Consider the following 24,590-nt stretch of genomic DNA (forward strand, 5'->3'; position numbering starts at 1 on the left):
TGCGCCAGGCGCGGCAATTCAATCGCCTACCGCCCCCACTTCGTCTTGCTCTGCTTCCCGAAGCGTCCCTTGCGCGTTCCCGGCTTGCCTTCGTTCGAGCGTCCCACGCGCGGTGCGACCTGTTCGTCCGGGGGCAGGCCTAGTTCGTCGGCCTCCAGCCGGCGGATCTCGTCGCGCAGGCGGCCGGCTTCCTCGAACTCCAGGTCGGCGGCGGCGTCGCGCATCTTCTTTTCCAGCTCGGCGATATAGGCGCGCAGATTGTGGCCGACCATATGGTCGGGCCGGTCGTCGCCCAGATCGATGGTGACCTGGTCCTTCGAGGCGACATGCGCGATGATGTCGCCGATGTTGCGCTTGATCGTCGTCGGCGTGATGCCGTGTTCGGCGTTATACGCCTGCTGTTTTTCGCGGCGGCGGTCGGTCTCGCGCATCGCGCGCTCCATGCTGCCGGTGATGCGGTCGGCATAGAGGATGACGCGCCCGTCGACGTTGCGCGCCGCGCGGCCGATCGTCTGAACGAGGCTGGTCTCGCTGCGCAGGAAGCCCTCCTTGTCGGCGTCGAGGATCGCGACCAGCCCGCATTCGGGAATGTCGAGCCCCTCGCGCAGCAGGTTGATGCCGACGAGCACGTCGAACACGCCGAGCCGCAGGTCGCGGATGATCTCGATACGCTCCAGCGTCTCGACGTCCGAGTGCATGTAGCGGACCTTCAGCCCCGCCTCGTGCAGATATTCGGTCAGGTCTTCGGCCATCCGCTTTGTCAGCGTGGTGACGAGGGTGCGGTATCCTTGCGCCGCGGTCGCCTTCGCCTCGGCGATCAGGTCGTCGACCTGCTCCTCGACCGGGCGGATGATCACCGGCGGATCGATCAGGCCGGTGGGACGGATCACCTGTTCGGCGAAGACGCCCTGCGTACGGTCCATTTCCCATGTGCCGGGGGTAGCCGAAACGCTGACCGTCTGCGGCCGCATCGCATCCCATTCGGCGAAGCGCAGCGGCCGGTTGTCGATGCAGGAGGGGAGGCGGAAGCCATATTCGGCCAGCGTGATCTTGCGGCGGTGGTCGCCCTTCGACATCGCGCCGATCTGCGGGATCGTCTGATGGCTCTCGTCGACGAACAGCAGCGCGTTGTCGGGCAGATATTCGAACAGGGTCGGCGGCGGCTCGCCCGGCAGGCGGCCGGTCAGGAAGCGGCTGTAATTCTCGATTCCCGCGCAGCTTCCGGTCGCCGCGATCATCTCGAGGTCGAAATTGGTGCGCTGTTCCAGCCGTTGCGCCTCGAGCAGCCGTCCTTCGGTTTCCAGTTCCTTCAGCCGTTCGGCCAGTTCGTGCCGGATCGCCTCGCTCGCCTGTTTCAGGGTCGGACCGGGGGTCACATAGTGCGAATTGGCGAAGACGCGGACATAATTCAGGTTGGCGATCTTCTTTCCGGCCAGCGGGTCGAACTCGGTGATCTCCTCGATCTCGTCGCCGAAGAAGCTGACGCGCCAGGCCATATCCTCATAGTGTGAGGGGAAGATTTCGAGGCTGTCGCCGCGGACGCGGAAATTACCGCGCGAAAAGGCCTGATCGTTGCGCTTGTATTGCAGCGCCACCAGCTTGCGGATGATCTCTCCGCTGTCGACGACCTGCCCTTTCTTGAGGTCGAAGATCATCGCCGAATAGGTTTCGACCGACCCGATGCCGTAAAGGCACGATACAGAGGCGACGATGATCACGTCGTCGCGTTCGAGCAGCGCGCGCGTTGCCGAGTGGCGCATGCGGTCGATCGCCTCGTTCACGCTCGACTCCTTCTCGATGTAGGTGTCGGAGCGGGGGACATAGGCTTCGGGCTGGTAATAGTCGTAATAGCTGACGAAATATTCGACCGCGTTGTTCGGGAAGAAGCTCTTGAACTCGCCATAAAGCTGCGCCGCGAGGATCTTGTTCGGCGCAAGGATCAGCGCGGGGCGCTGCAATTCCTCGATCACCTTGGCCATGGTGAAGGTCTTGCCCGATCCGGTCACGCCGAGCAGCACCTGGTCGCGCTCGCCCGCGCGCGCGGTGTCGACCAGTTCGCGGATCGCGGTCGGCTGGTCGCCGGCGGGCTGATAGTCGCTGACCAGTTCGAAGCGCTTGCCGCCCTCGACCTTGTCGGGACGTGCGGGGCGGTGCGGGACATAATCGCCGCTGGTGTCGATTTCGTCGAGCGAGGTGCGAATCTGGATTGCCATCACGAGGAATATGGTATCGTTTGCCTGCCACGACAACGTGGCGTGACGGCAACCAAATGGATCGCATCGGGGTTATCGCCCAATCCAGCAGAAGGATGGAATATATGAGGAAATTTGTGACGATCGCGGCCCTTGGCGTTGCCATGGCGGTGACGGGATGCAGCAAGTCGGCAAACAGCGACGGCCCGGTGAAGCGCGAGGCAGGCAACTGGAAGACCGAGGTCAAGCTGGTCAAGTTCGAGGTCCCCGGCATGCCCGACGAGATGAAGGCCGGCATGAAGCAGATGGTCGAAGGCGCGAGCGGCATGGACCAGTGCTTCACGCAGGAACAGGTCGACAAGGAGGATATCGCGGCCGAACTCGCCAAGGAAGGTTCGGGCAACGGCGGCGAATGCAAATGGTCGAAGAAGGATGTCGCCGGCGGCAAGATCGACGTCGCGGGCACCTGCACCGCCAACGGCCAGACGATGGACATGGCGATGGCCGGAACGATGGAAGCGAAGAAGAGCGACGTGACCATCACGACCAAGGGCAAGATCCCGACCGGCGGCGACATGGAAATGGTGATGCAGGTGGTCAGCACGCACACCGGCCCGTGTCAGGCCGGCGCCGCGACGAAAAGCTAAAGCTGAGCCGAAGCGTTTCGGCAGCACCATGGGCGTCGGCACGAGCCGGCGCCCTTTCATCGCATGATGGATTGGCGCCGATGCCCGATATTGCGGGACACGGCGCGCGGACCGGACAAGTCCGGACACGCTTCTGATCGTGGTGATGAGGGGGGAGAGCGGACCTGCCGGAGGGGACACAGGTGGGGCTATGTCCCCTCCGGCAAAGTCTCAGTGTATGAAGCCGACAGGCGTTGCGAAGAATGCCAGGGACCAGCTCGCATTCTTCAACCCACCGGCTTCAATTCGTCGAACTGAGAACATGTCTCAGACCAGACCACGGTGTTGTGGGGGGCACCGCGACGATTGAAAGGTGGCAGCGGTGACGGGGAAATGATAGTTACATGGGGTCACGTAGCGGGTTGTCGCTACTTGATAACCAAATGCTAAGATTGTTTCACCGGATTTTGGCCGGATTGGCGGGAACCAATTTTCAGCATGGCGCGTTCCGGCCTATCTGTTACCGTTACATGGCCGTAACGGTGTCTGGTCGTGCTCTGGGATTGGCGTATCTACCGCAGCAGCTCGTCGGGGAGCATCGAGGGTAGAATGAATCATACAGGAACGAACGAGTCGGAGAGCAGCGACGCCGGCGACCGGATCGTCGAACAGGAGCTGCGCCGCCTGCTCGAATCACCGCTGTTCGTTCGCTCGCCGGTTTTGTCGCGATTGCTGCAATATCTGGCCGATCACCGGCTGCGCGGCGCGCGGAGCGCGCCCAAAGCCTATGAGATCGCGACCGAGGCGCTGGGGCGCAGCCACGATTTCGACCCCTCGCTCGACAGCTATCCCCGCGTCATGGTCGGGCGCCTGCGTAACCTGCTCGACCGCTATTATGCCGATACGCCTTGGGTGCACCGCCTGCGCGTTCCGCAGGGCAGCTATGAAATCGTCGTCCAGCATCGTGCCGCGCCGCCGCCGGCCCGCTCCGCCGAAAATGCTGCGGAAGCGTCCGCAGCGGCATCGGTCGACCCGGGCGCGACGCCTTCGCACGAAGCCGCCGCGCTGCCCCCGGCGCGCTTGCAGCGCGGACGCCGCACTGTCCTGCTCGCGGTGCTTGTTCTGTCGGTGCTCGCGGCGCTCGCGGGATGGTGGGCCTGGCGCGGACAGCAGGCGGTATTCCAGGGCAATATCGACCCGATGCCGCTGGTCGAGATCAGCGCCCCCGAAGCGGGAGAGAGCGCGGTTTCGCGGGCGCTGGCGCGCGCGCTTGACGGCAAGCTGCGCGACGGTATCCGCCGCTTCGAGTTCGTCGACCTGCTAAGCGCGCGGAGCCGCGAGGACGACCGGCGCGACCGCGCGGATTACCGACTCGACAGTTCGGTGGTGCGGACGGTCGAAGGACCGGTCGACGTGACGCTGGTGCTCAATCGCGTCGCCGACCAGCGGGCCATCTGGTCGATGCAGGTGCGGGTGAATGACGGCGACGTGCCCGAATTCGGTCAGCTCGAGCCCGCGATCGCCCAGATCGCCGGCGATTACGGGGTGATCGTTCGCGACCAGCTCCGCCGCGAGCCCGACGATTATGCCCCCGGCTACCCCTGTCTGGCCCAGTTCAGCCGGATGCGGCAGAATCGTACCACCGAAGGCGCGCGCAGGGTCGGCGACTGTTTGCGCGCGTCGGTCGAGCGCGCGCCGCGCGACCCGGTGCTGCTCAATGCGCTGTCCTGGCTTCGGTTCGGCGACTGGGGGCCGCAGCGGGGGACGCCGCAGGGCAAGGCGATCTTCGCCGAGGCGCGCGGGCTGGCCGAGCGCGCCTATGAAAACGGTCCGAACACGCCGGCCGGCCTGTTCGCGATCACGCGCGCCCATTTCTATGCCGGCGATTGCGCCGCGGGGGAGGCGATGGGCAATGCCGCGGTCAGGCTCAATCCCTATGATCCCGACATGGCCGGCTTCATCGGGCTGTTCAAGCTGACGTGCGGCGTCGGCGACAATGGAGAGGCGCTGCTGCGCCGGTCGCTCGCGCTCGACGCCAGCTATGCGGGGGTTCCGGCGGTCACGCTTGCGTTCGTCCTGTCGCAGCGCGGCGAAGTCGATGAGGCGCGCGCCATCCTCGACGGCATGCCGTCGCCCAGCAACATGGAGCCGCAATATCTGGTGGTGCGGTCGATCGTCCTGGCGCGGCAAGGCCATCTGGCCGAGGGGCGCCAGCTCTGGCAGCGCCTGTTGACCTATACGCGGCAGCCGGCGGGCACCGAGCCCGAAAAGGTGCTGGGCCAGTTCATGATCACGCCCGCCGTGGTCGGGCACGCTGCGGCGGCGCTGCGCGATTCGGGCGTGGTGTCGGCCACCCCGCGCGGTTGACCGGAACACGGCCCGCATCGCTTTCCGGGGGCATGATCATCGCGATCGGCCGTGGGTTCGTCCTTGAAGCCGGCGGCTCTACCCTCTATTTCCGGGGACAGGTGGCCGAACAGCAGAAAGGGGGCGACGGTCGGCCTGCGCCTTGTCCGGGGGGCGGTGTGTCGATGCGGCGCATGGCCGCGGTCGCGACGCCAGCCTCTTGCCAGCCCCGCCGACGGACACTAGGGCAAATTCCAACATTCACGAGACAGTCAGAAAAAAGGAACTGTGCATGAGCGATTCGGCCGAAAAGGTTAAGAAGATCGTCGTCGAGCATCTGGGCGTCGAAGCCGACAAAGTCACCGAGGAAGCGAGCTTCATCGACGATCTGGGCGCCGACAGCCTCGATATCGTCGAACTGGTGATGGCGTTCGAAGAAGAATTCGGCGTCGAGATTCCCGACGATGCGGCGGAAAAGATCGCCACCGTCAAGGATGCGATCGACTATATCGAAGCGAACAAGGGCTAGGCCCGTTCGGTCCGGCGCGGCCGGACGCGGCGGCGACGCCGCCCACGCGTTTCCGGCTTCCCGGCTCCCAGCGCTTGCGCGCCATGGCCGGGAAGCCTTTTTTTTGGGCATGCCCCGACAAAGATGATGCCGCGCCCCGAAGAGGCGAGGCCCGACGAAAGGAATGACTATGCGCCGGGTTGTGGTGACGGGTTTGGGTTTGGTGACGCCGCTGGGCGGCGACGTCGAAACGAGCTGGGCCAATCTGATCGCCGGAAAGTCGGGCGCGGGGACGATCACCCGCTTCGACGCGTCGGACCAGAAATGCACGATCGCGTGCGAGGTGAAGCCGGCGGATCACGAATATGGCTTCGACCCGATGAAGCGCGTCGATCACAAGGTGCAGCGCCAGGTCGACCCTTTCATCATTTATGGCATCGACGCCGCCGGGCAGGCGATCGAGGACGCCGGCCTGACCGAGATGACCGACGAGCAGAAGCTGCGCGCGGGCTGTTCGATCGGGTCGGGGATCGGCGGCCTGCCGGGCATCGAGAGCGAGAGCCTGCTGCTCGCCGAAAAGGGCCCCGGCCGCGTCAGCCCGCACTTCGTCCACGGCCGCCTGATCAATCTGATCTCAGGTCAGGTCAGCATCAAATACGGGCTGATGGGTCCCAACCATGCCGTCGTCACCGCCTGCTCGACCGGCGCGCATTCCATCGGCGACGCGGCGCGGATGATCAAGGACGGCGACGCCGACATCATGCTAGCGGGCGGCGCCGAGTCGACGATCTGCCCGATCGGCATCGCCGGCTTCGCGCAGGCGCGCGCGCTCAACATGAGCTATAACGACCGCCCCGAACAGGCGAGCCGCCCCTATGACAAGGATCGCGACGGCTTCGTGATGGGCGAGGGCGCGGGCGTCGTCGTGCTCGAGGAATATGAGCATGCGAAGGCGCGCGGCGCGAAAATCTATGCCGAGGTGGTCGGCTACGGCCTGTCGGGCGACGCCTATCACGTCACCGCGCCGCATCCCGACGGCTTCGGCGCCTATCGCTCGATGGAGATGGCGCTGAAGAAGGCGGGTATGACCCCGGACGACATCGACTATATCAACGCGCACGGCACCTCGACGATGGCCGACACGATCGAACTCGGCGCGGTCAAGCGCCTGTTCGGCGACGCGATCGGCGACGTGTCGATGAGCTCGACCAAGTCGGCGATCGGCCACCTGCTCGGCGGCGCCGGCGCGGTCGAGACGATCTTCTGCATCCTCGCGATCCGCGACCAGATCGTCCCACCGACGCTCAACCTCGACAACCCCGACGAGGGGACCGAGGGCGTCGATCTCGTCCCGCACAAGGCCAGGAAGCGCCCGGTGCGCGCCGCGCTCAACAACAGCTTCGGCTTCGGCGGCACCAACGCCAGCCTGATCGTCAAGGCGGTCGAGGAGTAGCTCGAGCCGGACTGAAACCTCTTTCCTACATTGCGCCGCCATGCTCTAGCAGGCGCGTGCGCTCGACCGGGCCCGGTTTAAAGCCGCAGAGGACACAAAAGCATACCGCACATGCGGGGCTTTTGTGGCTTTAGGCCGCCGGGTAAGGACTGACGGGAGACTTTGGTGCGTCCGTTTCGCTGGCTGACGATTGCGATCTTCGCGCTGCTGCTCGCCGCCTGCTCGGGCGGCGCGCCGCGCGATACGGTGGTCGTCATCCCGCCGGGCGCGAGCATCGCGAAGGCGGGAGAGATCCTCGAGAAGGCGGGGGTCGTGTCGGCGTCCGCCTTCCGCAACCGGGCGCGCTTCCTCGGCTCGGACAAGCCGATCAAACCCGGCGAATATGAAGTGAAGAAGGGCATGGGCGCGGGCGATATCCTCGCGCTGCTGCAGTCGGGCAAGACCGTGCAGCGCTTCGTGATGATTCCCGAAGGCATGCCCTCGATCATGGTGTGGGAGCGATTGATGGCCGAACCGCGCCTGACGGGCGAGGTGGCGGTGCCCGCGGAGGGCAGCGTGTTGCCCGATACCTATGCCTTCACCACCGGCGAAAGCCGTGCCGCGGTGCTGAAGCGGATGCAGGCGGCGATGGATAAGGCCTTTGCCGAGCTCTGGGCGAAACGCACCCCGCGCACCGCGGCGAAGGACCGGGGCGAGGCGATCACGCTCGCCTCGATCGTCGAGAAGGAAACCGGCGTCCCCGCCGAGCGTCGCACCGTCGCGGGCGTCTATACCAACCGGCTCGCGGTCGGCATGAAGCTGCAGGCCGATCCGACGATCATCTATCCGATCACCAGGGGTAAGCCGCTCGGCCGTCGTATCCTGCGGTCCGAAATCCAGGCGGTGAACGGCTACAACACCTATGCGATGGTCGGTCTGCCGAAGGGGCCGATCGCCAATCCCGGCAAGGCGTCGATCGCGGCGGTTCTCGACCCTGAACCCAACGACTATCTCTTCTTCGTCGCCAAGGGCGACGGCGGCCATATCTTTGCGCGCACGCTGTCCGAGCATAATGCCAATGTGCAGAAATGGTATGAGATCCGGCGCGAGCGCGGGGAGATGTAGGACAAGCGCCGTCGCGGTGAAAGCTGGGGCGGCTGGCAGCCTTGCGCCATACGGATAGGGCCGCGCGTTCGGAAGGGCGAAGGAAAGGCGAAGCGACGATGGCGACCGCGAAACTCTTCCTCCACGGCGTTCCCGACAGCCCTGCGGTCTGGCGCCCGCTGCTCGACGCGCTCGACCTCGGCGATGCGCCGGTTGCGGCCCCCGCGCTGCCCGGCTTCACGGCCCTGCTGCCCGCGCATTTCCCCGCGACGAAAGAGGCCTATGCCGACTGGGCGGTGGGGGAGGCGGCGGCGCTGGCGCGCGTGCATGGCCCGATCGACATCGTCGGCCACGACTGGGGCGCCCTGATCGCGCAGCGCGTCGCGATGCTGCGCCCCGGCCTCATCCGAAGCTGGGCGGTGTCGAACGCCGTGATCGACCCCGATTATCGCGGCCACCGCATCGCGCGGATCTGGAACACGCCGCTGCTCGGCGAAATCTTCATGGCGCTGAGCCGTCCGGCGGCGCTGGCGAAGGGACTCGTCGCGCAGGGGCTTCCCGCCGCCATTGCGGAGGAAGAGGCGCGGCAATGGGCGGGCAGGGACAAGCGCCGCGCGATCCTGCGCCTCTACCGCTCGGCGAAGGGGCTCAGCTTCCGGCACGACTGGGCGCGCGACCTTCCGGACCTTCCTGCGCGGGGCGCGCTGATCTGGGGCGCGAACGATCCCTATGTCGCTCTGGCGGTGGCGCAGCGCTTCGCCGCCCGCACCGGCACGCCGCTGACGGTCATCGAGGATGCGGGGCATTGGGCGATCGCCGAACGCCCGCAAGCGGTCGCGGCGGCGCTGCATCGCTTCTGGAACGGTTTGTAACGGGGCGCTTTTTCGCTCTCATCGGCGCAGGCGATCATTGTGACCCAGGAAATCGATTGGATTGCCGCAAAGGATTGGCCGAAAGCGCTGGACATCGAGAAAGGGCGTCCCATGGACGATGGCCATCCCCCCTCCCGCCGCGCCCATCCCTTCTCGTGACTGGCGACCCGGGCAATCCCCCTCCCGTCCGGGCCTCTGGCGCCGCGCCCGTCGTCGTTACCGCAACGATGGGCGCGGCCGACCAGCGCTTCTTCGACGCGCTGCGGACCGCCCATTATCCGCCGGGACGCAACCGCGTAGCGTCGCATATCACGCTGTTCCATCATCTGCCGCCATCGGCCCTCGACGAACTCGCCCGGCTGATCCGCGCCATCGTCGCCGACACGCCGCCGCCGGTGGCGCGTGTTTCGGACATCTACCTGCTCGATCGCGGCGTCGCCTTTCGCGTCGAAAGCCCCGACCTGCTGGCGATCCGGGCGCGCATCGCGGACCGTTTCGCGGGCCTGCTCGCCGCGCAGGACCGCGGCACGCCGCGCCTGCACATCACGGTGCAGAACAAGGCCGATCCAGCAGCGGCGCGCAAGCTGCTCGCCGAACTGCGGCGCGATTTCCGGGCCCGGCCGCTGGCGATCGCGGGCCTCGCCGCCCACCATTACCGCGGCGGGCCGTGGGAAACGGCGTTCGAAAGGAATTTTCGCGGCATGCGCGGACGATATTGACCGGCGCAGACCGCCTGCTTATAGGCGCGGCTCGCCCACGGGCGGCCTTTCGGGGCGGAGTAGCTCAGCCGGTTAGAGCAGCGGAATCATAATCCGCGTGTCGGGGGTTCGAGTCCCTCCTCCGCTACCAAACCACCAAAAACGATGCTTTTCCTTGGTTTCCTGCCGCCGCGAGGCTTCGCATCCACGCCGTCTTGACATCGCCCCATTTCCGCACACCCTCGCGCGAGGGAGGATTCGGCCGCGCGATGGACGATCTGGATCAATGGTTTGCCGAACAGATTCTGCCGTTCGAGGGCGCGCTGACCGCCTATCTGCGGCGCGTCTGGCCCGACGCGTCGGAGGTCGCCGACCTGCGGCAGGAGGTCTATGTCCGCGTTTATCAGGGCGCGGGCAGGCAGCGCCCGCCGGTTGCGCGCTTCTTCCTGTTCAGCGTCGCGCGCAACCTGCTGATCGACCGGCTGCGGAAAAGCCGTGTCGTCCCGATCGACCTGATGGCGGATTTGGACGCGCTGAACGTATTATCGGATGACATATCGGCCGACCGCATTCTAAGCGGCCGTCAGGAACTGGCGCGGCTCGAAGCGGCGCTGGGCGACCTTCCGGCGCGGTGCCGCGAGACGTTCGTGCTGCGCCGGATCGACGAACTGTCGCAGCGCGAGACGGCGGAGAAGATGGGCGTGTCGGAAGCGACGGTCGAGAAGCAGATGGTGAAGGCGATGCGGATCCTGGCGGATCGCTTCTGGAATACCGCGTCCCGATCGGCGCCGGGCGCGGATGATGGAAAGGCGGACAGCGATGAAAAGCGCCGCTGATATCGAGCAGACCGCCGCCGAATGGCTGGTGCGCCGCGAAGGCGACGGCTGGTCCGACGCCGATCAGGCCGCGTTCGACCGTTGGGTCGCGGAGGAAACCGCGCACCGCATCGCCGTGATCCGCCTCGAAACCGTGTGGCGCAAGGCGGGCCGCCTGCGCGTGTCGGCGCTGCGGAGTGGGGAGGCGGAAGCTTCCAATTCCGTTCGTGCTGAACTTGTCTCTCCTCCCCCCAAGCCGTTCGCCCTGAGCTTGTCGAAGGGCCGTTCTTTCTTTCGACCTCGCCAAGAGCAGGACGGTGCTTCGACAAGCTCAGCACGAACGGAGGTGGGGGACGGCGCGGTGGATAACCCGCGCCGCCGCTGGCTCTGGCCCGCCGCCATCGCCGCCTCGCTCGCGCTGGCCAGCGTCCCGATCTATCGGAACCTCACCGCCGCCGAGACTTACGCCACCGCCGTCGGCGGCTTTCAGCGTTTCCCGTTGGCTGACGGATCGCGCGTCGACCTCAACACCAATTCGCGCCTCGACATCGCCTATACGAAGGCGGTGCGCCGCCTCGACCTCGAACGGGGCGAAGCCTTCTTCAAGGTCGCGAAGAATCCGGCGCGCCCCTTCGTCGTCCATGCCGGGGCGTGGCGCGTCACCGCCGTCGGCACCGCCTTCACCGTCAAGCTGCGCGGCGGCGACATCGACGTCGTCGTCACCGAAGGCCGTGTCCGCATCGATCCGCCCGCGACCGGCGGCGCCTCCGCGCGGCCCATCTTCGCCTCGGCGGGGCAGGCCGCCACCGCCACCGGCGCCGCCCCCATCGTCCGCCCGCTCAGCGCGGCGGCGATCGACATGGCGCTGAGCTGGCGCGACGGTCTGCTGATCTTCGAGGGCCGCCCGCTGGGCGAGGTCGCCGCGGAGTTCAACCGCTACAACCAGGTCCAGCTCGTCGTCGATCCGTCGGCGACCGGCGTCATCGTCGACGGATCGTTCCGCGCGACCAACGTCGAAGGCTTCCTTCGCCTGCTGCGGCAGGGTTTCGACGTGCAGAGTGTTCGCGATGGACCGGGCGAACTGCTTCTCAAAAAAATCTGACCGTCCGCGCGCGCAGCGTACCGGAAAAGAAAAGCCGCTTCGTATTCCTCAATAGCAGCCGCGTTCAGAGCGGTACAACATGGGGGAGGAAATATGCAGCTCAGGAAAATTGCGTTCGCCGTTCTGCTCGGTTCGACGAGCGTGCTTTCGGCCGTCTCGGCCGCGCAGGCCCAGGCGCCGGCCGCGCGACAGAGCGAATTCAACATTCCCGCTGGCGATCTGGTCGCTGGCCTGCGCGCCTATTCGCGGCAGGCGCATGTCGAGGTGATGTTCAACGCCGCCGACCTTCGCGGGCGGCGCACCGCCGGCGTCAAAGGCACCCTCGGCGCCGAAGAGGCGCTGCGCCGCCTGCTCGCCGGTGCGGATACTGAACTGGTGCGCGACCCGTCGGGCGCCTGGCTGGTGAAGCCGGTGGGAAACGGCGCGCAGGCCGCCGCCGATGACTATCGCGGCAACGAGATCGTCGTCACCGCGCAGAAGCGCGTGGAATCGGTGCAGGATGTACCGATCGCAGTTACTGCGCTGTCGCAGAAGAATCTGGAAGAACAGAAGATCGAGGGCGGCCCCGACATCATGCGGGCCGTGCCGAACCTGACGTTCAGCAAGTCGAACTTCACCGGCTACAACCTGTCGATCCGCGGCGTCGGTACCAAGTCGATCTCGGCGACCAGCGACCCCGGCGTTGCCGTCGCCTTCAACAACAGCAGCCTGATCCACAACCGCTTCTTCGAACAGGAATTCTTCGACATGGAGCGGGTCGAGGTTCTGCGCGGACCGCAGGGCACGCTCTACGGGCGGAACGCAACCGGCGGCGTCGTCAACCTGATCACCGCCAAGCCCAAGCTTTCCACGTTCGAGGGCAATCTCAAGGGCGAGGTCGGCAATTACAACAGCCGCCGCCTGCTCGCGATGCTCAATGTGCCGCTGGTCGACGACGTGCTGGCGGTGCGCGTCGCGGGTTCGATGACCCAGCGCAGCGGCTATGACTATAACGCGACGACCAAGAACCGCATCAACGGCCGCGACCTCTGGTCACTTCGCACATCGGTTGCGTTCGAGCCGGCACCCTGGTTTCGCGCGAGTGCGATCTGGGAGCGGTTCAACGAAGACGACAATCGCTCGCGTACTGGCAAGCAGCTTTGCCATCGTGACGATGGGCCGACGCATGTCGGCGGGGTCGATCTGGCCGATGGAGCGCTGCAAGACATAACCCCCGAAATTCGCAGGGCGCTGTTTGGCCAGGGATGCAAGCCTGGAAGTCTTTATGATGATGCCGCCTTTGGTACGCCCAACGGCTTATCCTATAGTTTCATCCTAGCAGGCGTGGCGTACAAGGACGCGGGGCTGGGTATCGGGGTAGATCCAGACAAGTCCAGTGGCTTTCAATCTGTTATCCAGCCTATCGACCCCTATGGCGGCCTTATGCAGTCTCGCAACCTGCGAGAAGTCAACTCGATCCGCGATCCGAGGTACCGCGCGAAAGCTGATCTCCTCCAGTTCAATATCGATATCGATGTCACGCCGGAACTGACTTTTACATCCCAGACCGCCTATAATTCCGACAAGGTGTACTCATTACAAGATTATAATCGTTTTACCAGCCTTCCAATATTTACAGATACGAGCAGATTAGTTCTCCACAAGGGAGTAGGGCCGAGCGAATATAAAGATATGATACCTGGTGGAATATTCTGCGATCCCCAGATTGGATGCTCGAACACGCTCGCAGGGCTTGATATAAGCCAGGCGAAATCAAAGCAATTTAACCAAGAAATCCGACTGCAATCATCTTTCGATGGACCGTTTAATTTCAGCTTCGGAGCAAATTATACGCGATTTAAGACGTTAAATGACTATTATGTCATGTACAATGTCCTGAGCGCAATGGCCTGGGGAGGCGGGTTCAATAATTCGACATACTTTAGTGGCGTCCCATGGGATCCATCTGTATGCCCAAATACCCAGGGCAGCAGTCAACCTGTCGAGGCGAGCAATCCTCTTGCCTATTGTCCTTACGTCGATCCTAACCCAATCGAAAGTATCGATGGGAATGGCCACAATTACTTCCGTTCCAAAAATCCGTACAAACTCCAATCTTCGGCACTTTTCGGAGAAGTTTATTGGAACATCCGCGACAACCTTAAATTGACTGCAGGCCTTCGCTACACGGAAGATCGCAAGACGTTTATCCCGGTTCCGTCGCAAGTTTTGTTAGCGCGGAGCATTTTCGCCGGTGGGACTGTTTCTTCCGGATATCCCGAGAATTCAGCTATCAAACAAAAATGGAGTGAATGGACAGGGCGAGTTGGCCTCGATTGGAAGCCGTACTTGGGATTCACCGATGATACGATGCTCTACGGCTTCTATTCGCGCGGCTATAAAGGGGGTGGCGCCAACCCCCCCAGTCCAGGTTTCGCGACCGAGGAAGAATTTATAGCCAACGCGCTCGCCGATGGAATGCCTGAGAACGTTTTCAACGTTTACAAGACTTTCGGGATGTTCCCGCCTCTGACGCTGACAGCCGTGGAATATGGTCCGACCTTCGAGCCAGAATTCGTCGATGCTTTCGAAATCGGCGCCAAAAACACGTTGTTGAACGGAAAGCTCACGTTGAACGCCTCTGCCTTTTACTATGATTACAAGGATTATCAGGTTTCCCAGATCAGGGATCGGACGGCCGTAAACGAGAACTTCGATGCTAAGGTATGGGGGCTGGAATTCGAGACGGTGTTCGCACCAACGCGCAATCTTCGGATTAACGCCAATCTCGGCTATCTCCGCACCAAGATCGGCAAGGGCGAGACATCGATCGACATCATGAATCGTACCCAGGGCGATCCTGACTATACGCTTGTAAAACCGTGGATGCAGCTGCCATCGAATTGCGTTATTCCTACGCATGTTGCAGCGGAATGGGCCAGAACGAGGCAGGGCCTTGTCCAATTTTATGGCATGTGCGGTGGGGTGAAAGGCTTGATCGGCGGGCTCTTCCCACCGCTCATTACTGATCCTGCCTTTGGTGGTGCACGCTATGATTTCAACAACTATCCGGAATTGAACGGCGGGGCCGGTCTAAAGGCCGATCTCAGCGGTAATGAACTGCCTAACTCGCCGCGTTGGACGGCCAATCTGGGCGCACAGTACACAGTCGATTTCGATCAGGACTGGAGCGCGACGATCCGTGGTGACGCCTATTGGCAGGCGAAGAGCTGGGCTCGTGTCTATAACAGCAACCCCTACGACCGACTGCGTAGTTGGACCAACTTCAATCTTTCGCTTCGTGTCGAAGGTCCCGAGGACCTGACGTTCGAGGCCTATGTGAAGAATGTCTTCAACAAGTCGCCGATCACCGACTCCTTCCTGAACAGCGACGATACCGGTCTGACGACCAACGTCTTCACGCTCGATCCGCGCATCATCGGGTTCAGCATCGCCAAAAGATTCTAGAGTCCTCTCCACCCACTCCACTGGGTAACCTCGGGCCGATGCCGCGCTTGCTCCCGGCAAGCATCGGCCCGATTTTTCTGAGAGAGTACGGGAAGGCGCCGCGCGCCGGATTCAAGCCGGCTTGCCTCAATTCTGTCGAACTATTCGTCTTTCTTTCAGGAAAGAAAACGACGTCGTGACAGACTCGGAGCGGAAAAGAGGCAGCATGAAAAAGACGATCCTGATGACGATCCTGATCGCGGCCACGGGGGGAGGGACCGTGGCCGCCGCGCCGCAGGGGGGCGGCGCCATCACCGGTCTGTGGTCGACCGGCAGCCAGGGGGGCCGCGTCGAACTGTATCGCTGCGGCACCGCCATCTGCGGCAAGGTGGACGATGCCGCTCCCCTGCGTGCCAATCCCGACCAGCGCGACGTGAAGAACCCCGACCGCGCCTTGCGCGACCGGCGATTGAAGGGGCTGGTCGTCCTGCGCGGCTTCGAAGGCGGCCCGCGCGAATGGAAGGGTGGCCCGCTTTACGATCCGGAGACGGGCGACGGCGCCGCGAAGGGCTCTCTCACCCTGCGGGCCGACGGAAAGTTGGAAGTGAAGGGCTGCAAGGCGGCGGTCTTCTGCCGGACCAAGGTCTGGACCCGCGCGCGCTGAATCCGGAACGGTGCGCCGGTGATCCGGCGCATCATCCCGTCCGGATCGAACCGCCGATCAATCCTCGGTCAGGATGATCTCGTCGCTCGTCGTCGAAACGCGCTTCGCTATGCCATAGAGCTCGAGCGCCTTCACGAAGCCGTCGATGTCCCCGGCCGAGAAGACGCCGACGATCTGCTTGTCGGGGATGCTGCCGTCCTTGAACGTCAGCTTTCGCGTCGAATAGCGATTGACCTCCGCGACCGCCTTCGACAGCGGGTCGTGCATGAAGACGAGCCGCCCCTCGGTCCAGCTCGTCTCCTTCTTCACATCGACGTTGCTCAGCGTCCAGCGGCGGTCCGGGCTGATGACCAGCTGGCGGCCGGGGGTCATGTCGGTGCCGTTGCCGGGGCCGGTCGCGGGCTCTTCGACCCGGACCTTTCCTTCGGCGAGGACGATGGCCACTTCGCCCCCGTCCATGCTGACCTCGAAGGCGGTCCCGACCGCGCGCACCGTCTTGCCGTCGGCGTTGACGATGAAGGGCCGGGCGCGGTTGCTGGCGACCTGGAAGAAGGCGCGGCCGCGAACCAGGTCGACGCGGCGCTGGTCGGGGGCGTCGGCGAAGCGCATCTCAGTATCGGAATCGAGCGTCACGACCGATCCGTCGGGAAGGGTGATCGTGGTCCGCTGTCCCGTTTCGGTCTGGAAAGCCTGCGCGGCGTGGTCGCGCTCGGCGAACAGCAGGCCGGGCAGGGTGGTCCAGCCGATCCCGACCGTCAGCAGGACGGAGGCGGCGACCGCAAGTCCCCGCCGCCGGCCCAGCCTCTTTCCCCATCCCCGCCAGCCCGGCGCCGGCGCGTCCTCGACGTCCGGCTCGCCATATGGGGAGGCCGCGCCCGACAGGGCGGGGTCCGATGCCGCGGCGCCGGCAATCGACCATGCGCGGTCGATCGACCGATAGGCATCGCGGTGCGCGGCGGACTGGCCGATCCAGTCCTGAAAGCGATATTCCTCCTCCGCCGTCATGTCGCCGGAAAGCTGCTGGTTGTACCAGTGCGCGGCTTCGGATCGAAGCGCGGCGCGCCCGGTGGATCGGTCGCCGCTCATTGGCCGGCCTCCATCTCTTCGGCGATGCGGACGAGCGCGCGGTGCATCAGGTCCTTCACGGACTCGCGGCTGATGCCCATGCGTTCCGCGATCGCCGGATAGGTCAGATTATCGAACCGGTGCAGTTCGAAGGCTTCGCGCGTCCGCGGCGGCAGATTGCAGATCGCTGTGACCACGCGTCGATATTCCTCTTGTCCGATGGCGATGCGCTCGGGGGACAGCGGGTCGCTGCCTCCCAGGCTGTCGCTCCATTCTTCATGCAGCAGGGTGACGCGCGCCGCCTGTTCGCGGTAGCGGCTGACCAGCACATTGTGCGCGGTGGCGAACAGATAGCCTTCGACATTGTCGATCGCCGCGTTCAACCGCGCCGATTGCAGCCGCAGGAAAACATCCTGCACCAGATCGTCCACATCCGCTTCGGAAACGCGGCGCCTGAAATACCGCCGAAGACCCGGGCCATAGGTCGTCATCCATGCGCCGATATCGGGGTCTTCGCGCCGCGCAGCCATCATCAACCCATGCCCCGAAAGGGCAGGAGATGCCAGCCATCGCCCGTCTCACCCGTCATTCGTAACGTCCACGATCGTGTCGCACCCTGCGTGCGCTTACCGGAGTAGACGCGCGCGACGGCAAACAGGGGGGTCGGGGTGCGAAATATCTTTCCCGCCCCCTCGTTAATCGTCATCCCGGACTTTTTAGAGCATCGAGCCTTAAATCTGACTCACCGTCCCGTTCGTGTCGAGCGAAGTCGAGACACCCATCGGCCTTGCGTTACGCCGATGGGTGTCTCGACTTCGCTCGACACGAACGGATAAGAGGCATTGCAGATTTAACGCACGATGCCCTAATCGTCATCCCGGACTTTTTAATCGTCATCCCGGATCAAGTCCGGGATGACGAAGGTGAGCGGGTGGCAGTTCCCCACCCCCCGCCGAAACCGCGCCCCAAAAAAATTTTCGAAACTCGACCCCCCTCCCGAGCGCAATTTACGTCTATGTTAGTGGCGGGGTGGATCATGTGTAGAGTCGAGCCCCGATAACTATAACAGGGGAGAGTAAACACATGCGTCTTCGCGCGTCTGCATTACAGCACATTCTTTTGGGAAGCGTCGCTATTGGCGGTCTTGTCATGGCTGCGACGCCCGCCGCCGCGCGAGACAGCCTGGTCAATTACAATATTCCAGCGCAACCGCTCGGCCGTGCCCTGAAGGATTTCGGGCTGCAGAACGGCATGACCGTGATGGCGGACACCGCGGTCGTGCGCGGCAAGATGACGCAGGGAGTCAAGAATCGCGCCGATCCCGACACGGCGCTGCGCATGCTGCTGCGCGGAACCGGCCTGACCTATCGCCGCGACGGCAACATCTTCGTCGTAACGCCGGTGGGAAACGCCGTTCCCTCCCCCGCATCTGCCGCTGAGCCGGCGGCCAATCAGGAAATCGTCGTCACCGCGCAAAAGCGCGTGGAATCGATTCAGGACGTGCCGATTTCGGTCTCGGCCTTCTCCGCCAAGTCGCTCGATGAACAGAAGATCGAGGGCGGATCGGAACTGGTCCGCGCCGTCCCGAACGTCAGCTTCTCGAAAAGCAATTTCGCCAGCTACAATTTCTCGATTCGCGGCATCGGTACCAAGGCTCTCTCCGTTTCGTCCGATCCTGCCGTCGCCATCAGCTTCAACAACACTCCCTTGATCCGCAATCGCCTGTTTGAACAGGAGTATTTCGACGTCGCGCGCGTTGAGGTGCTGCGCGGTCCACAGGGTACACTCTATGGACGCAACGCGACCGGCGGCGTCGTCAACATGCTCCCCAATATCGCCGAGCCGGGCGATTTAGCTGCCGATCTGAAGCTGGAGACCGGCAATTACAGCGCCATGCGGGCGAACGGGATGATCAATATTCCGCTGGGCGACACGCTGGCCGTTCGGGCGGCGGGCGCTTGGACCAGCCGCGACGGCTATGATTATAACACGGTGACCGAACGTAAAGTAAATGGTCGCGACCTGTGGTCCACGCGTGTCAGTGCCGCTTGGGAGCCGAGCGACCGTTTCCAAATCAACGCGATCTGGGAGCATTTTTACGAGAATGACGACCGTTCACGGACAGGTAAGCAGCTTTGTCATACCGATCCTGGTCCCGCCAGCATCGGGAGTAAGGATCTCACGAACATGCTGGTAGCCCGTGGCTCATTGAGTCAGGGCTGCCTGCCCGGTTCCCTATATGACGACGGAGCCTATGGCGTTCCCAGTGGTTTTTCCCTGCCATACGTCAACGCAGCCGCCTCCCTGATCGCCCTTGGGTATAACGCCGGGGCTATGGGCGCAAATGCCACACCGATCATGTTGATCGATGCAACCCAAGACCCTTATGCGGGAATAACGCAGTCTCGAAATCTCCGCGAGATCGCGACCGCCATAGATCCTCAGTTTCGTGCAAAGAATGATATTTTTCAGTTAAATATCGAGGCGGGCTTGGGGGATTATCTGAAATTTTATTCAAACACATCCTATTCAAAAGACTCGTATAACAGTATTCAGGACTATAATAGAATTAACAGTGACGATGTTTTCAATGATTCTAGTGTTTTATACGCCCTCAGAACGAGGCCGTTGCCGTCCAAAGGCATTGCGATTGGAGGCATTTTAGACGATCCGCAATTGGGCGAATCTGCCAAGATTCTCGGCGCGGATATGGTGAATTCCCGCAGCAAACAATGGTATCAAGAGTTTCGCCTGCAATCCTCCTTTGATGGAAGGGTCGAATTCAACCTTGGCGTGAACTATCTAAATTTTAAGATAAATGAAGATTATTATGTATTCAATAATCTTTTCACCGCCATTTCTAGAACGGTGTTGGGCACAGGAAACACCTCCGGCGTAGTTATTGATTGCACTGGATGGCCTGGTGGAAGAGATTGTACATATGTCGACCCCAATCCCCTGAGTTCGCTCAATGGAAACGGACATAATTATTTCCGCAGCCAGAATATTGCTAAAACGGAATCCTATGCCGGTTTCGGCGAAATTTATTTCCAGGCGACCGACCGCCTGAAAATCACGGCCGGGTTGCGCTATACCGATGATAAGAAGATATCGACGCCGATTCCGACGCAGCTGCTATTGGGAACGGGGATTTTCGGATTTGGTCTTATCAATGAGGGGTATTTCGTATCCCCTGATATCGTGCAGAAATGGGGGCGGGTAACGGGACGGTTTGTCGTGGACTGGAAACCACGCCTCGACTTCACCGACGACACGCTATTCTACGCATCTTATGCCCGTGGCTATAAAGGCGGCGGCGCCAATCCCCCAAGCATTGGAGCCGATCCGGCCTTCTTGCAATTTTTTCCGCAACCCGAAACCTACAGACCCGAAAGCGTCGATGCGTTCGAGATCGGAACGAAAAATCTTCTGGCCGGCGGCAGGCTGTCGCTCAACGGAACCGCCTTTTATTATAAGTATAAAGATTATCAGGTTTCGCAGATCGTCGATCGCATTGCCCTGAATGAAAATTTTGACGCCGATATCTGGGGCGCCGAACTGGAGATGCTGTGGCGGCCGACGCGGCGCATCAGTCTCAATGCCAATCTTGGCTATCTTGGCACACGCATCGCGAACGGCATGAAGTCCATCGACGTCATGAATCGCACCCAGGGAAATCCTGAGTGGGTTGTCGTGAAGCCGTGGCTTCAACTCGCATCCAATTGCATCGCGCCGAAAGCGCTGGTCGAAAAAGCCGGAGAGAGTCAGTATTTCAACAACGCAAGCGCTAATGGAATTTTGTCCACATTCTGCGGTGGGCGGGGAGAGCTGAATTTTACCGCCGGATCATCTCAGTCGAATCTTTATGGAATCGTATATGATCCGGCGACCGACGCCCCCAATCAGGGCCGGGGATTCGATGCCGAACTTGGCGGTAACGAACTGCCAAACTCTCCCCATTGGACTGTCAATCTGGGCGCACAATATACGATTCCGATCAATGACTGGGATTTGACCTTGCGCGGCGATTATTATCGGCAGGGCAAGAGCTGGGCGCGCGTTTACAATACGGCAATTGACCGCCTGAAGTCATGGGACAATGCCAACATCTCCATGACGCTGGAACGCCCCGACAGCGGCTTTGCCATGCAGCTTTATGTGAAGAATGTGTTCAACAAGACGCCGATCACCGATGCCTTCATCAACAGCGACGACAGCGGACTGACGACAAACGTCTTCACGCTCGACCCAAGGATCATCGGGTTCAATATGAGCAAGAGATTTTGATAATGGATTGATAAAGAACGGTTATTTTATGGATAGATATATTTTGTAGGGATCGCCCCATGAGTAGGGGTGGTGGTGATCGTGGACCCACATTCAATATCCACGATCATCTGGGGAGCGGCACCCTTTATGCCGCATATAACAGGAGAAGGATCATGTTGAAGACTTTCATTGGCGCGATCGCAGTGCTGGCAACCACAACGGCGATGCCGGTCTATGCCCAGAGCTTTTCGCCCGCGCCGACGACGATTTCAGGAACGGGTACTGGATACGTTAATGGCACCCCTTGCACCGGCGCAGTTGTTACCGGGACGGTAGACTCATCCGGTGCTTATGCCGATGTGTCGTTTAATAATGCCGGAACCTTGTGCGCGGCTTACGGCGTTACCGCTCGTGTCTGGGCAAACGGTGATTTGAGCAATGTGGTTGTGACAAACCTTTCGAACCCCGTGCCCCCCGTTTGCGACAGCGGGAGCGCGAAATATGAGGGTGTGGTTGAGTACACCAATTACCCGGATGGCGAAACGATGAATGGGTTTGTCGACGACCAGAACCCGGTACAGGTCGGCAATTGCTGGGTCGCGGCGGATATGGATGTCGCTGTGGTGCAAATCGTGCCGTAAGGCGTGATTACTCAATGAAGTAGGCGGATGTTCCGATCATTCAATGATCGGAACATCCGCACCTCCACCGGATATTACTGGCCGCACCGCTGCCACGGCGCGGCCCTTTCCGGGCCAGCGACGGCGAACCGCTTCCGGCGCGGTCTCGATAAATGGGTCAGGCGGGCATCGCAATGTGTTTGCGCTGAGAAGAGTTTCCACCCCATTGTTGCTGGGCTTGGCCGTTCCTACGGTCCCGGCCCATGCCGAAACGGATAAGGGGGACGTCGCGGCGGGGCCGGTTTCGCGAGAGACTGCCCCGCCCGGCGTTATTCTGCCGCTGCGCCGCGCGGACGAGCTCGACGAGATCGTCGTCACCGCCGACCGCTATGGTGAGGCGAAGGTCGCGGCGGAGAGTGAGTTCGACGAAGAGGAGATCGCCAGCCACGGCGCCGACAGCATCCAGGACCTGCTGACCCGCCTGTCGCCCTTCATCGATCCGAGCGGCGAGGAGCCGGTGATCCTGATCAACGGCAAGCCCGCGGGCTTCGACCGCTCGATCCTCTCCTACCCGGCCGAGGCGCTGCAACGACTGGCGGTGTTGAAGCCGGAGGCCGCGGCGCAATATGGGGAACCCGCCGGCAAGCGCGTCGTCAACCTCGTCCTGAAAAAGCATTTCTCGATGTGGAACGCCGATGCGGGCGTCGATTTTGCGACCGCCGGCGGCCAATATGGCGGCAAGCTGTCTGCCAACCGCACCGCGATCGACGGTGACATACGCTGGAATGCGCGGGCGCGGATCGCTGCCGACAGCGCCTTTCGCAAGAGCGCGCGCGCCCTGCCGCCGCGCGACGGGGTCTTCGACAGCGTCGGCTTCGTCTCTGCTCCCGATGGCGGAGAGATCGACCCCGCGCTCAGCCTGATCGCCGGGGAGCCGGTGACCGCCGCCGCGATCCCACCCGAATCGCTGGCTGGCGCGGGGGCGGGGGCGGGCGTGCCGGGCCTCGCCGATTTCGCCGCGACCGCGAACGCGCTCCACCCCGCCGATCCCAACGCCTATGAAACGCTGCAATCGTCGCGCCGCACCGCCTCGCTCGCCATCGGCGTCACCCGCCCGCTCGGCGCCTTCACCGCCTCGCTGAATCTCAACGCCAGCCGCAGCAGCAGCGACGGGCAGCGCGGCCTGCCGATGGTGTCGGTTCTGATCCCGGCGGGTAGCCCCTGGTCGCCCTTTGCCGACGATGTCCTGCTGACCCGCCCCTTCGCGGGCGAGCGCGCGCTGCGCAACGCCAGTGATTCGACCGCGCTCGGCGCGTCGCTGACGCTGAACGGCAGTATCGGCAGCTGGCAGACCAATTTCGGCATCAACTATGCGCGGGGTTGGGCGAGCAACCTGCTGGAGACCTGCATCGACCGCGCGCGCATTCAGCAGGCGATCGCCGCCGACGCGGCCTTCGATCCCTATGGCCCGTGGGACGAATCGCTGTTGCTCGCCACGCGCGGCCGGACGCGCAGCGAAAACCTCAGCGCGCGGCTCAACGTCCGCAAGACCATCATCGACCTGCCCGCCGGACCGATGGTCTGGAACCTGACCGCCAACGCCAGCCGCAACCGTTCGCATAGTTGGCAGGAGGGCGGGGGCGAAGGTGACGGCGGCGGGGACGCGGGGGCGGTGGAGCGCCGCACGACCCGCCACCAGACGAGCGGCCAGATGACGCTCAGCCTGCCGATCGCGCGGCGCGGGGAGGCGGGGCCGGCGTGGCTCGGCGACCTGTCGCTCGACCTGTCCGCCAGCACGCAGGCGATGACGGGCAGCCGCACGCAAAAGCGCTATGGCGCGAACGTCAGCTGGTCGCCGTGGTCCATCGTCCAGCTTCGCGGGTCGATCGACCGCGCCGAGGCCGCGCCGTCCTTCGACCAGCTCGACGCGCCGATCGTCACCACGGTGACCCGCGTGTTCGACTATGCGCGGCAGGAGGTCGCCGAGCCGCTGTGGATCACCGGCGGCAATCCCGACCTGCGCGGCGGCAGCCGGCAGAGCGTGTCGCTGGCCGCGACGCTGCGCCCGCTCGGCGGCCAGGCGCTGACGCTCAACCTCGGCTATCGCCAGTCGGTCGCGAAGGGCGGCGTTGCTGGGTTTCCGGAGCTGACGCCCGCGATCGAGGCGGCCTTTCCCGAGCGCGTGACGCGCGATGCGGAGGGGCGGCTGGTCGCGGTCGATGCCCGCGCGATTAACATCGCCCGCGATACCGACGCCGAACTCTCCTCCGGCATCGCGCTGCGCCTGGGGCAGGCGCGCGCGGGGGAGCGAAGCGTCGCCGATCCGCTGCAATTCAGCGTTTCCGTCAACCACCGCTACCGCCTGAAAAGCGAATTGCTCACGCGGTCCGGCCTCCCCGCGATCGACCAGCTTCGCGCCGGCGGGCAGTCGCGCCACAATCTGTCGATGCAGCTTTCGGTGGGCAAGCGCGGCATCGGGGCGAACCTCAGCGGCAACTGGAGCAGCCCGGGCCGCCTGCGCGGTGCGGCCGACGATGCGGATGCGGCCTTCCGGTTCAAGCCGCCGCTGACCTTCAACCTGTCCGCGTTCGTCGAACCCGATCGCCTGTTCGCACTGTCGGGCAAGAAAGGCGCGCTGAACGGTCTCAAGATTTCGGTCGATGTCCGCAATCTCTTCAACGGATACCGCCGGGTGACGCTCGCCGACGGCCGCGTGCCCTCCGGCTACAGCCGCAACGAAATCGACCCGCTCGGCCGCACGCTGAGCCTGACCGCAAGGAAACGCTTCTAGCCGCGCCCGGCTTGTCATGACTTGCCGGCCGTGCAAGGGACGCGCGACCCTGGGGGCAGG

17 protein-coding genes and 1 tRNA gene are annotated in these 24,590 nt (G+C 63.2%); 15 read left to right on the forward strand and 3 right to left on the reverse strand.

Annotated features, from left to right (window positions below; all coding sequences use genetic code 11):
* Positions 1-26 precede the first annotated feature (26 nt).
* Positions 27-2,213, reverse strand: coding sequence for an excinuclease ABC subunit UvrB (gene uvrB, locus SGR02S_RS09300; protein ID WP_067108375.1), 2,187 nt, complete (start codon positions 2,211-2,213; stop codon positions 27-29).
* 104 nt (positions 2,214-2,317) lie between these two features.
* Between uvrB and SGR02S_RS09305 the strand changes: the two genes are divergently transcribed.
* From SGR02S_RS09305 to SGR02S_RS09360, 12 genes are all read left to right on the forward strand, one after another.
* Positions 2,318-2,839 carry a DUF3617 domain-containing protein gene (locus tag SGR02S_RS09305; RefSeq protein WP_158682112.1) on the forward strand — a complete coding sequence of 174 codons (522 nt, stop codon included), beginning with the start codon at positions 2,318-2,320 and terminating at the stop codon, positions 2,837-2,839.
* A gap of 588 nt (positions 2,840-3,427) precedes the next feature.
* A complete protein-coding gene (locus SGR02S_RS09310; RefSeq protein ID WP_067108381.1) occupies positions 3,428-5,185 on the forward strand; it encodes a tetratricopeptide repeat protein in 1,758 nt (585 codons plus the stop codon).
* Between the two features lie 271 nt (positions 5,186-5,456).
* Entirely contained in the window at positions 5,457-5,693 is a 237-nt protein-coding gene (locus tag SGR02S_RS09315) for an acyl carrier protein (RefSeq protein ID WP_003039428.1), read from the forward strand.
* A 169-nt stretch (positions 5,694-5,862) separates the two neighbouring features.
* Positions 5,863-7,125 carry a beta-ketoacyl-ACP synthase II gene (fabF, locus tag SGR02S_RS09320; protein WP_067108384.1) on the forward strand — a complete coding sequence of 421 codons (1,263 nt, stop codon included), beginning with the start codon at positions 5,863-5,865 and terminating at the stop codon, positions 7,123-7,125.
* A 165-nt stretch (positions 7,126-7,290) separates the two neighbouring features.
* A complete protein-coding gene (gene mltG / locus SGR02S_RS09325; protein WP_067108421.1) occupies positions 7,291-8,229 on the forward strand; it encodes an endolytic transglycosylase MltG in 939 nt (312 codons plus the stop codon).
* Between the two features lie 98 nt (positions 8,230-8,327).
* Entirely contained in the window at positions 8,328-9,080 is a 753-nt protein-coding gene (locus tag SGR02S_RS09330; RefSeq protein ID WP_067108386.1) for an alpha/beta fold hydrolase, read from the forward strand.
* A 227-nt stretch (positions 9,081-9,307) separates the two neighbouring features.
* On the forward strand, positions 9,308-9,799 hold the full coding sequence (locus SGR02S_RS09335) for a 2'-5' RNA ligase family protein (RefSeq protein WP_067108389.1): 492 nt from the start codon (positions 9,308-9,310) through the stop codon (positions 9,797-9,799).
* 53 nt (positions 9,800-9,852) lie between these two features.
* Positions 9,853-9,929 (forward strand) — tRNA-Met (locus SGR02S_RS09340).
* 118 nt (positions 9,930-10,047) lie between these two features.
* Complete coding sequence (locus SGR02S_RS09345; protein ID WP_067108392.1) at positions 10,048-10,614, forward strand: RNA polymerase sigma factor; 567 nt, start codon at positions 10,048-10,050, stop codon at positions 10,612-10,614.
* On the forward strand, positions 10,598-11,695 hold the full coding sequence (locus SGR02S_RS09350) for a FecR family protein (protein WP_067108395.1): 1,098 nt from the start codon (positions 10,598-10,600) through the stop codon (positions 11,693-11,695). The genes SGR02S_RS09345 and SGR02S_RS09350 overlap by 17 nt, the downstream gene beginning before the upstream one ends.
* Before the next feature lie 93 nt (positions 11,696-11,788).
* Positions 11,789-15,142: a TonB-dependent receptor gene (locus SGR02S_RS09355; protein ID WP_082797070.1), complete on the forward strand. Its 3,354-nt coding sequence runs from the start codon at positions 11,789-11,791 to the stop codon at positions 15,140-15,142.
* Between the two features lie 205 nt (positions 15,143-15,347).
* Positions 15,348-15,785: a DUF2147 domain-containing protein gene (locus SGR02S_RS09360; protein ID WP_255211434.1), complete on the forward strand. Its 438-nt coding sequence runs from the start codon at positions 15,348-15,350 to the stop codon at positions 15,783-15,785.
* A gap of 57 nt (positions 15,786-15,842) precedes the next feature.
* Here the strand turns inward: SGR02S_RS09360 and SGR02S_RS09365 are convergent, their stop codons facing one another.
* Both SGR02S_RS09365 and SGR02S_RS09370 read right to left on the reverse strand, forming a co-directional pair.
* The gene (locus SGR02S_RS09365; RefSeq protein ID WP_067108399.1) at positions 15,843-16,871 is read right to left on the reverse strand and encodes a FecR family protein; all 1,029 of its coding nucleotides are present in this window, start codon (positions 16,869-16,871) and stop codon (positions 15,843-15,845) included.
* Positions 16,868-17,380: an RNA polymerase sigma factor gene (locus SGR02S_RS09370; protein ID WP_076077957.1), complete on the reverse strand. Its 513-nt coding sequence runs from the start codon at positions 17,378-17,380 to the stop codon at positions 16,868-16,870. The genes SGR02S_RS09365 and SGR02S_RS09370 overlap by 4 nt, the downstream gene beginning before the upstream one ends.
* 553 nt (positions 17,381-17,933) lie before the next feature.
* Between SGR02S_RS09370 and SGR02S_RS09375 the strand changes: the two genes are divergently transcribed.
* From SGR02S_RS09375 to SGR02S_RS09380, 3 genes are all read left to right on the forward strand, one after another.
* The gene (locus tag SGR02S_RS09375; RefSeq protein WP_255211435.1) at positions 17,934-21,137 is read left to right on the forward strand and encodes a TonB-dependent receptor; all 3,204 of its coding nucleotides are present in this window, start codon (positions 17,934-17,936) and stop codon (positions 21,135-21,137) included.
* A gap of 155 nt (positions 21,138-21,292) precedes the next feature.
* Positions 21,293-21,760, forward strand: coding sequence for a hypothetical protein (locus tag SGR02S_RS20050; protein ID WP_156483028.1), 468 nt, complete (start codon positions 21,293-21,295; stop codon positions 21,758-21,760).
* Between the two features lie 217 nt (positions 21,761-21,977).
* Positions 21,978-24,530, forward strand: coding sequence for a porin family protein (locus SGR02S_RS09380; RefSeq protein WP_156483029.1), 2,553 nt, complete (start codon positions 21,978-21,980; stop codon positions 24,528-24,530).
* The last annotated feature ends 60 nt before the right edge of the window (positions 24,531-24,590 follow it).

Source organism: Sphingopyxis granuli NBRC 100800 (assembly GCF_001591045.1).
Taxonomy (GTDB): domain Bacteria; phylum Pseudomonadota; class Alphaproteobacteria; order Sphingomonadales; family Sphingomonadaceae; genus Sphingopyxis; species Sphingopyxis granuli.

What these genes read in the sequence shown, in the direction of transcription:
- fabF (WP_067108384.1), top strand. Translation starts at nt 5,863, where the DNA reads ATGCGCCGGGTTGTGGTGACGGGTTTGGGTTTGGTGACGCCGCTGGGC.
- SGR02S_RS09335 (WP_067108389.1), top strand. Translation starts at nt 9,308, where the DNA reads ATGGGCGCGGCCGACCAGCGCTTCTTCGACGCGCTGCGGACCGCCCAT.
- SGR02S_RS09310 (WP_067108381.1), top strand. Translation starts at nt 3,428, where the DNA reads ATGAATCATACAGGAACGAACGAGTCGGAGAGCAGCGACGCCGGCGAC.
- SGR02S_RS09365 (WP_067108399.1), bottom strand. Translation starts at nt 16,871, where the DNA reads ATGAGCGGCGACCGATCCACCGGGCGCGCCGCGCTTCGATCCGAAGCC.
- uvrB (WP_067108375.1), bottom strand. Translation starts at nt 2,213, where the DNA reads ATGGCAATCCAGATTCGCACCTCGCTCGACGAAATCGACACCAGCGGC.
- SGR02S_RS09315 (WP_003039428.1), top strand. Translation starts at nt 5,457, where the DNA reads ATGAGCGATTCGGCCGAAAAGGTTAAGAAGATCGTCGTCGAGCATCTG.
- SGR02S_RS09350 (WP_067108395.1), top strand. Translation starts at nt 10,598, where the DNA reads ATGAAAAGCGCCGCTGATATCGAGCAGACCGCCGCCGAATGGCTGGTG.
- SGR02S_RS09345 (WP_067108392.1), top strand. Translation starts at nt 10,048, where the DNA reads ATGGACGATCTGGATCAATGGTTTGCCGAACAGATTCTGCCGTTCGAG.
- SGR02S_RS09305 (WP_158682112.1), top strand. Translation starts at nt 2,318, where the DNA reads ATGAGGAAATTTGTGACGATCGCGGCCCTTGGCGTTGCCATGGCGGTG.
- SGR02S_RS09355 (WP_082797070.1), top strand. Translation starts at nt 11,789, where the DNA reads ATGCAGCTCAGGAAAATTGCGTTCGCCGTTCTGCTCGGTTCGACGAGC.
- SGR02S_RS09375 (WP_255211435.1), top strand. Translation starts at nt 17,934, where the DNA reads ATGCGTCTTCGCGCGTCTGCATTACAGCACATTCTTTTGGGAAGCGTC.
- SGR02S_RS09330 (WP_067108386.1), top strand. Translation starts at nt 8,328, where the DNA reads ATGGCGACCGCGAAACTCTTCCTCCACGGCGTTCCCGACAGCCCTGCG.
- SGR02S_RS09360 (WP_255211434.1), top strand. Translation starts at nt 15,348, where the DNA reads ATGAAAAAGACGATCCTGATGACGATCCTGATCGCGGCCACGGGGGGA.
- SGR02S_RS09370 (WP_076077957.1), bottom strand. Translation starts at nt 17,380, where the DNA reads ATGGCTGCGCGGCGCGAAGACCCCGATATCGGCGCATGGATGACGACC.
- SGR02S_RS20050 (WP_156483028.1), top strand. Translation starts at nt 21,293, where the DNA reads ATGTTGAAGACTTTCATTGGCGCGATCGCAGTGCTGGCAACCACAACG.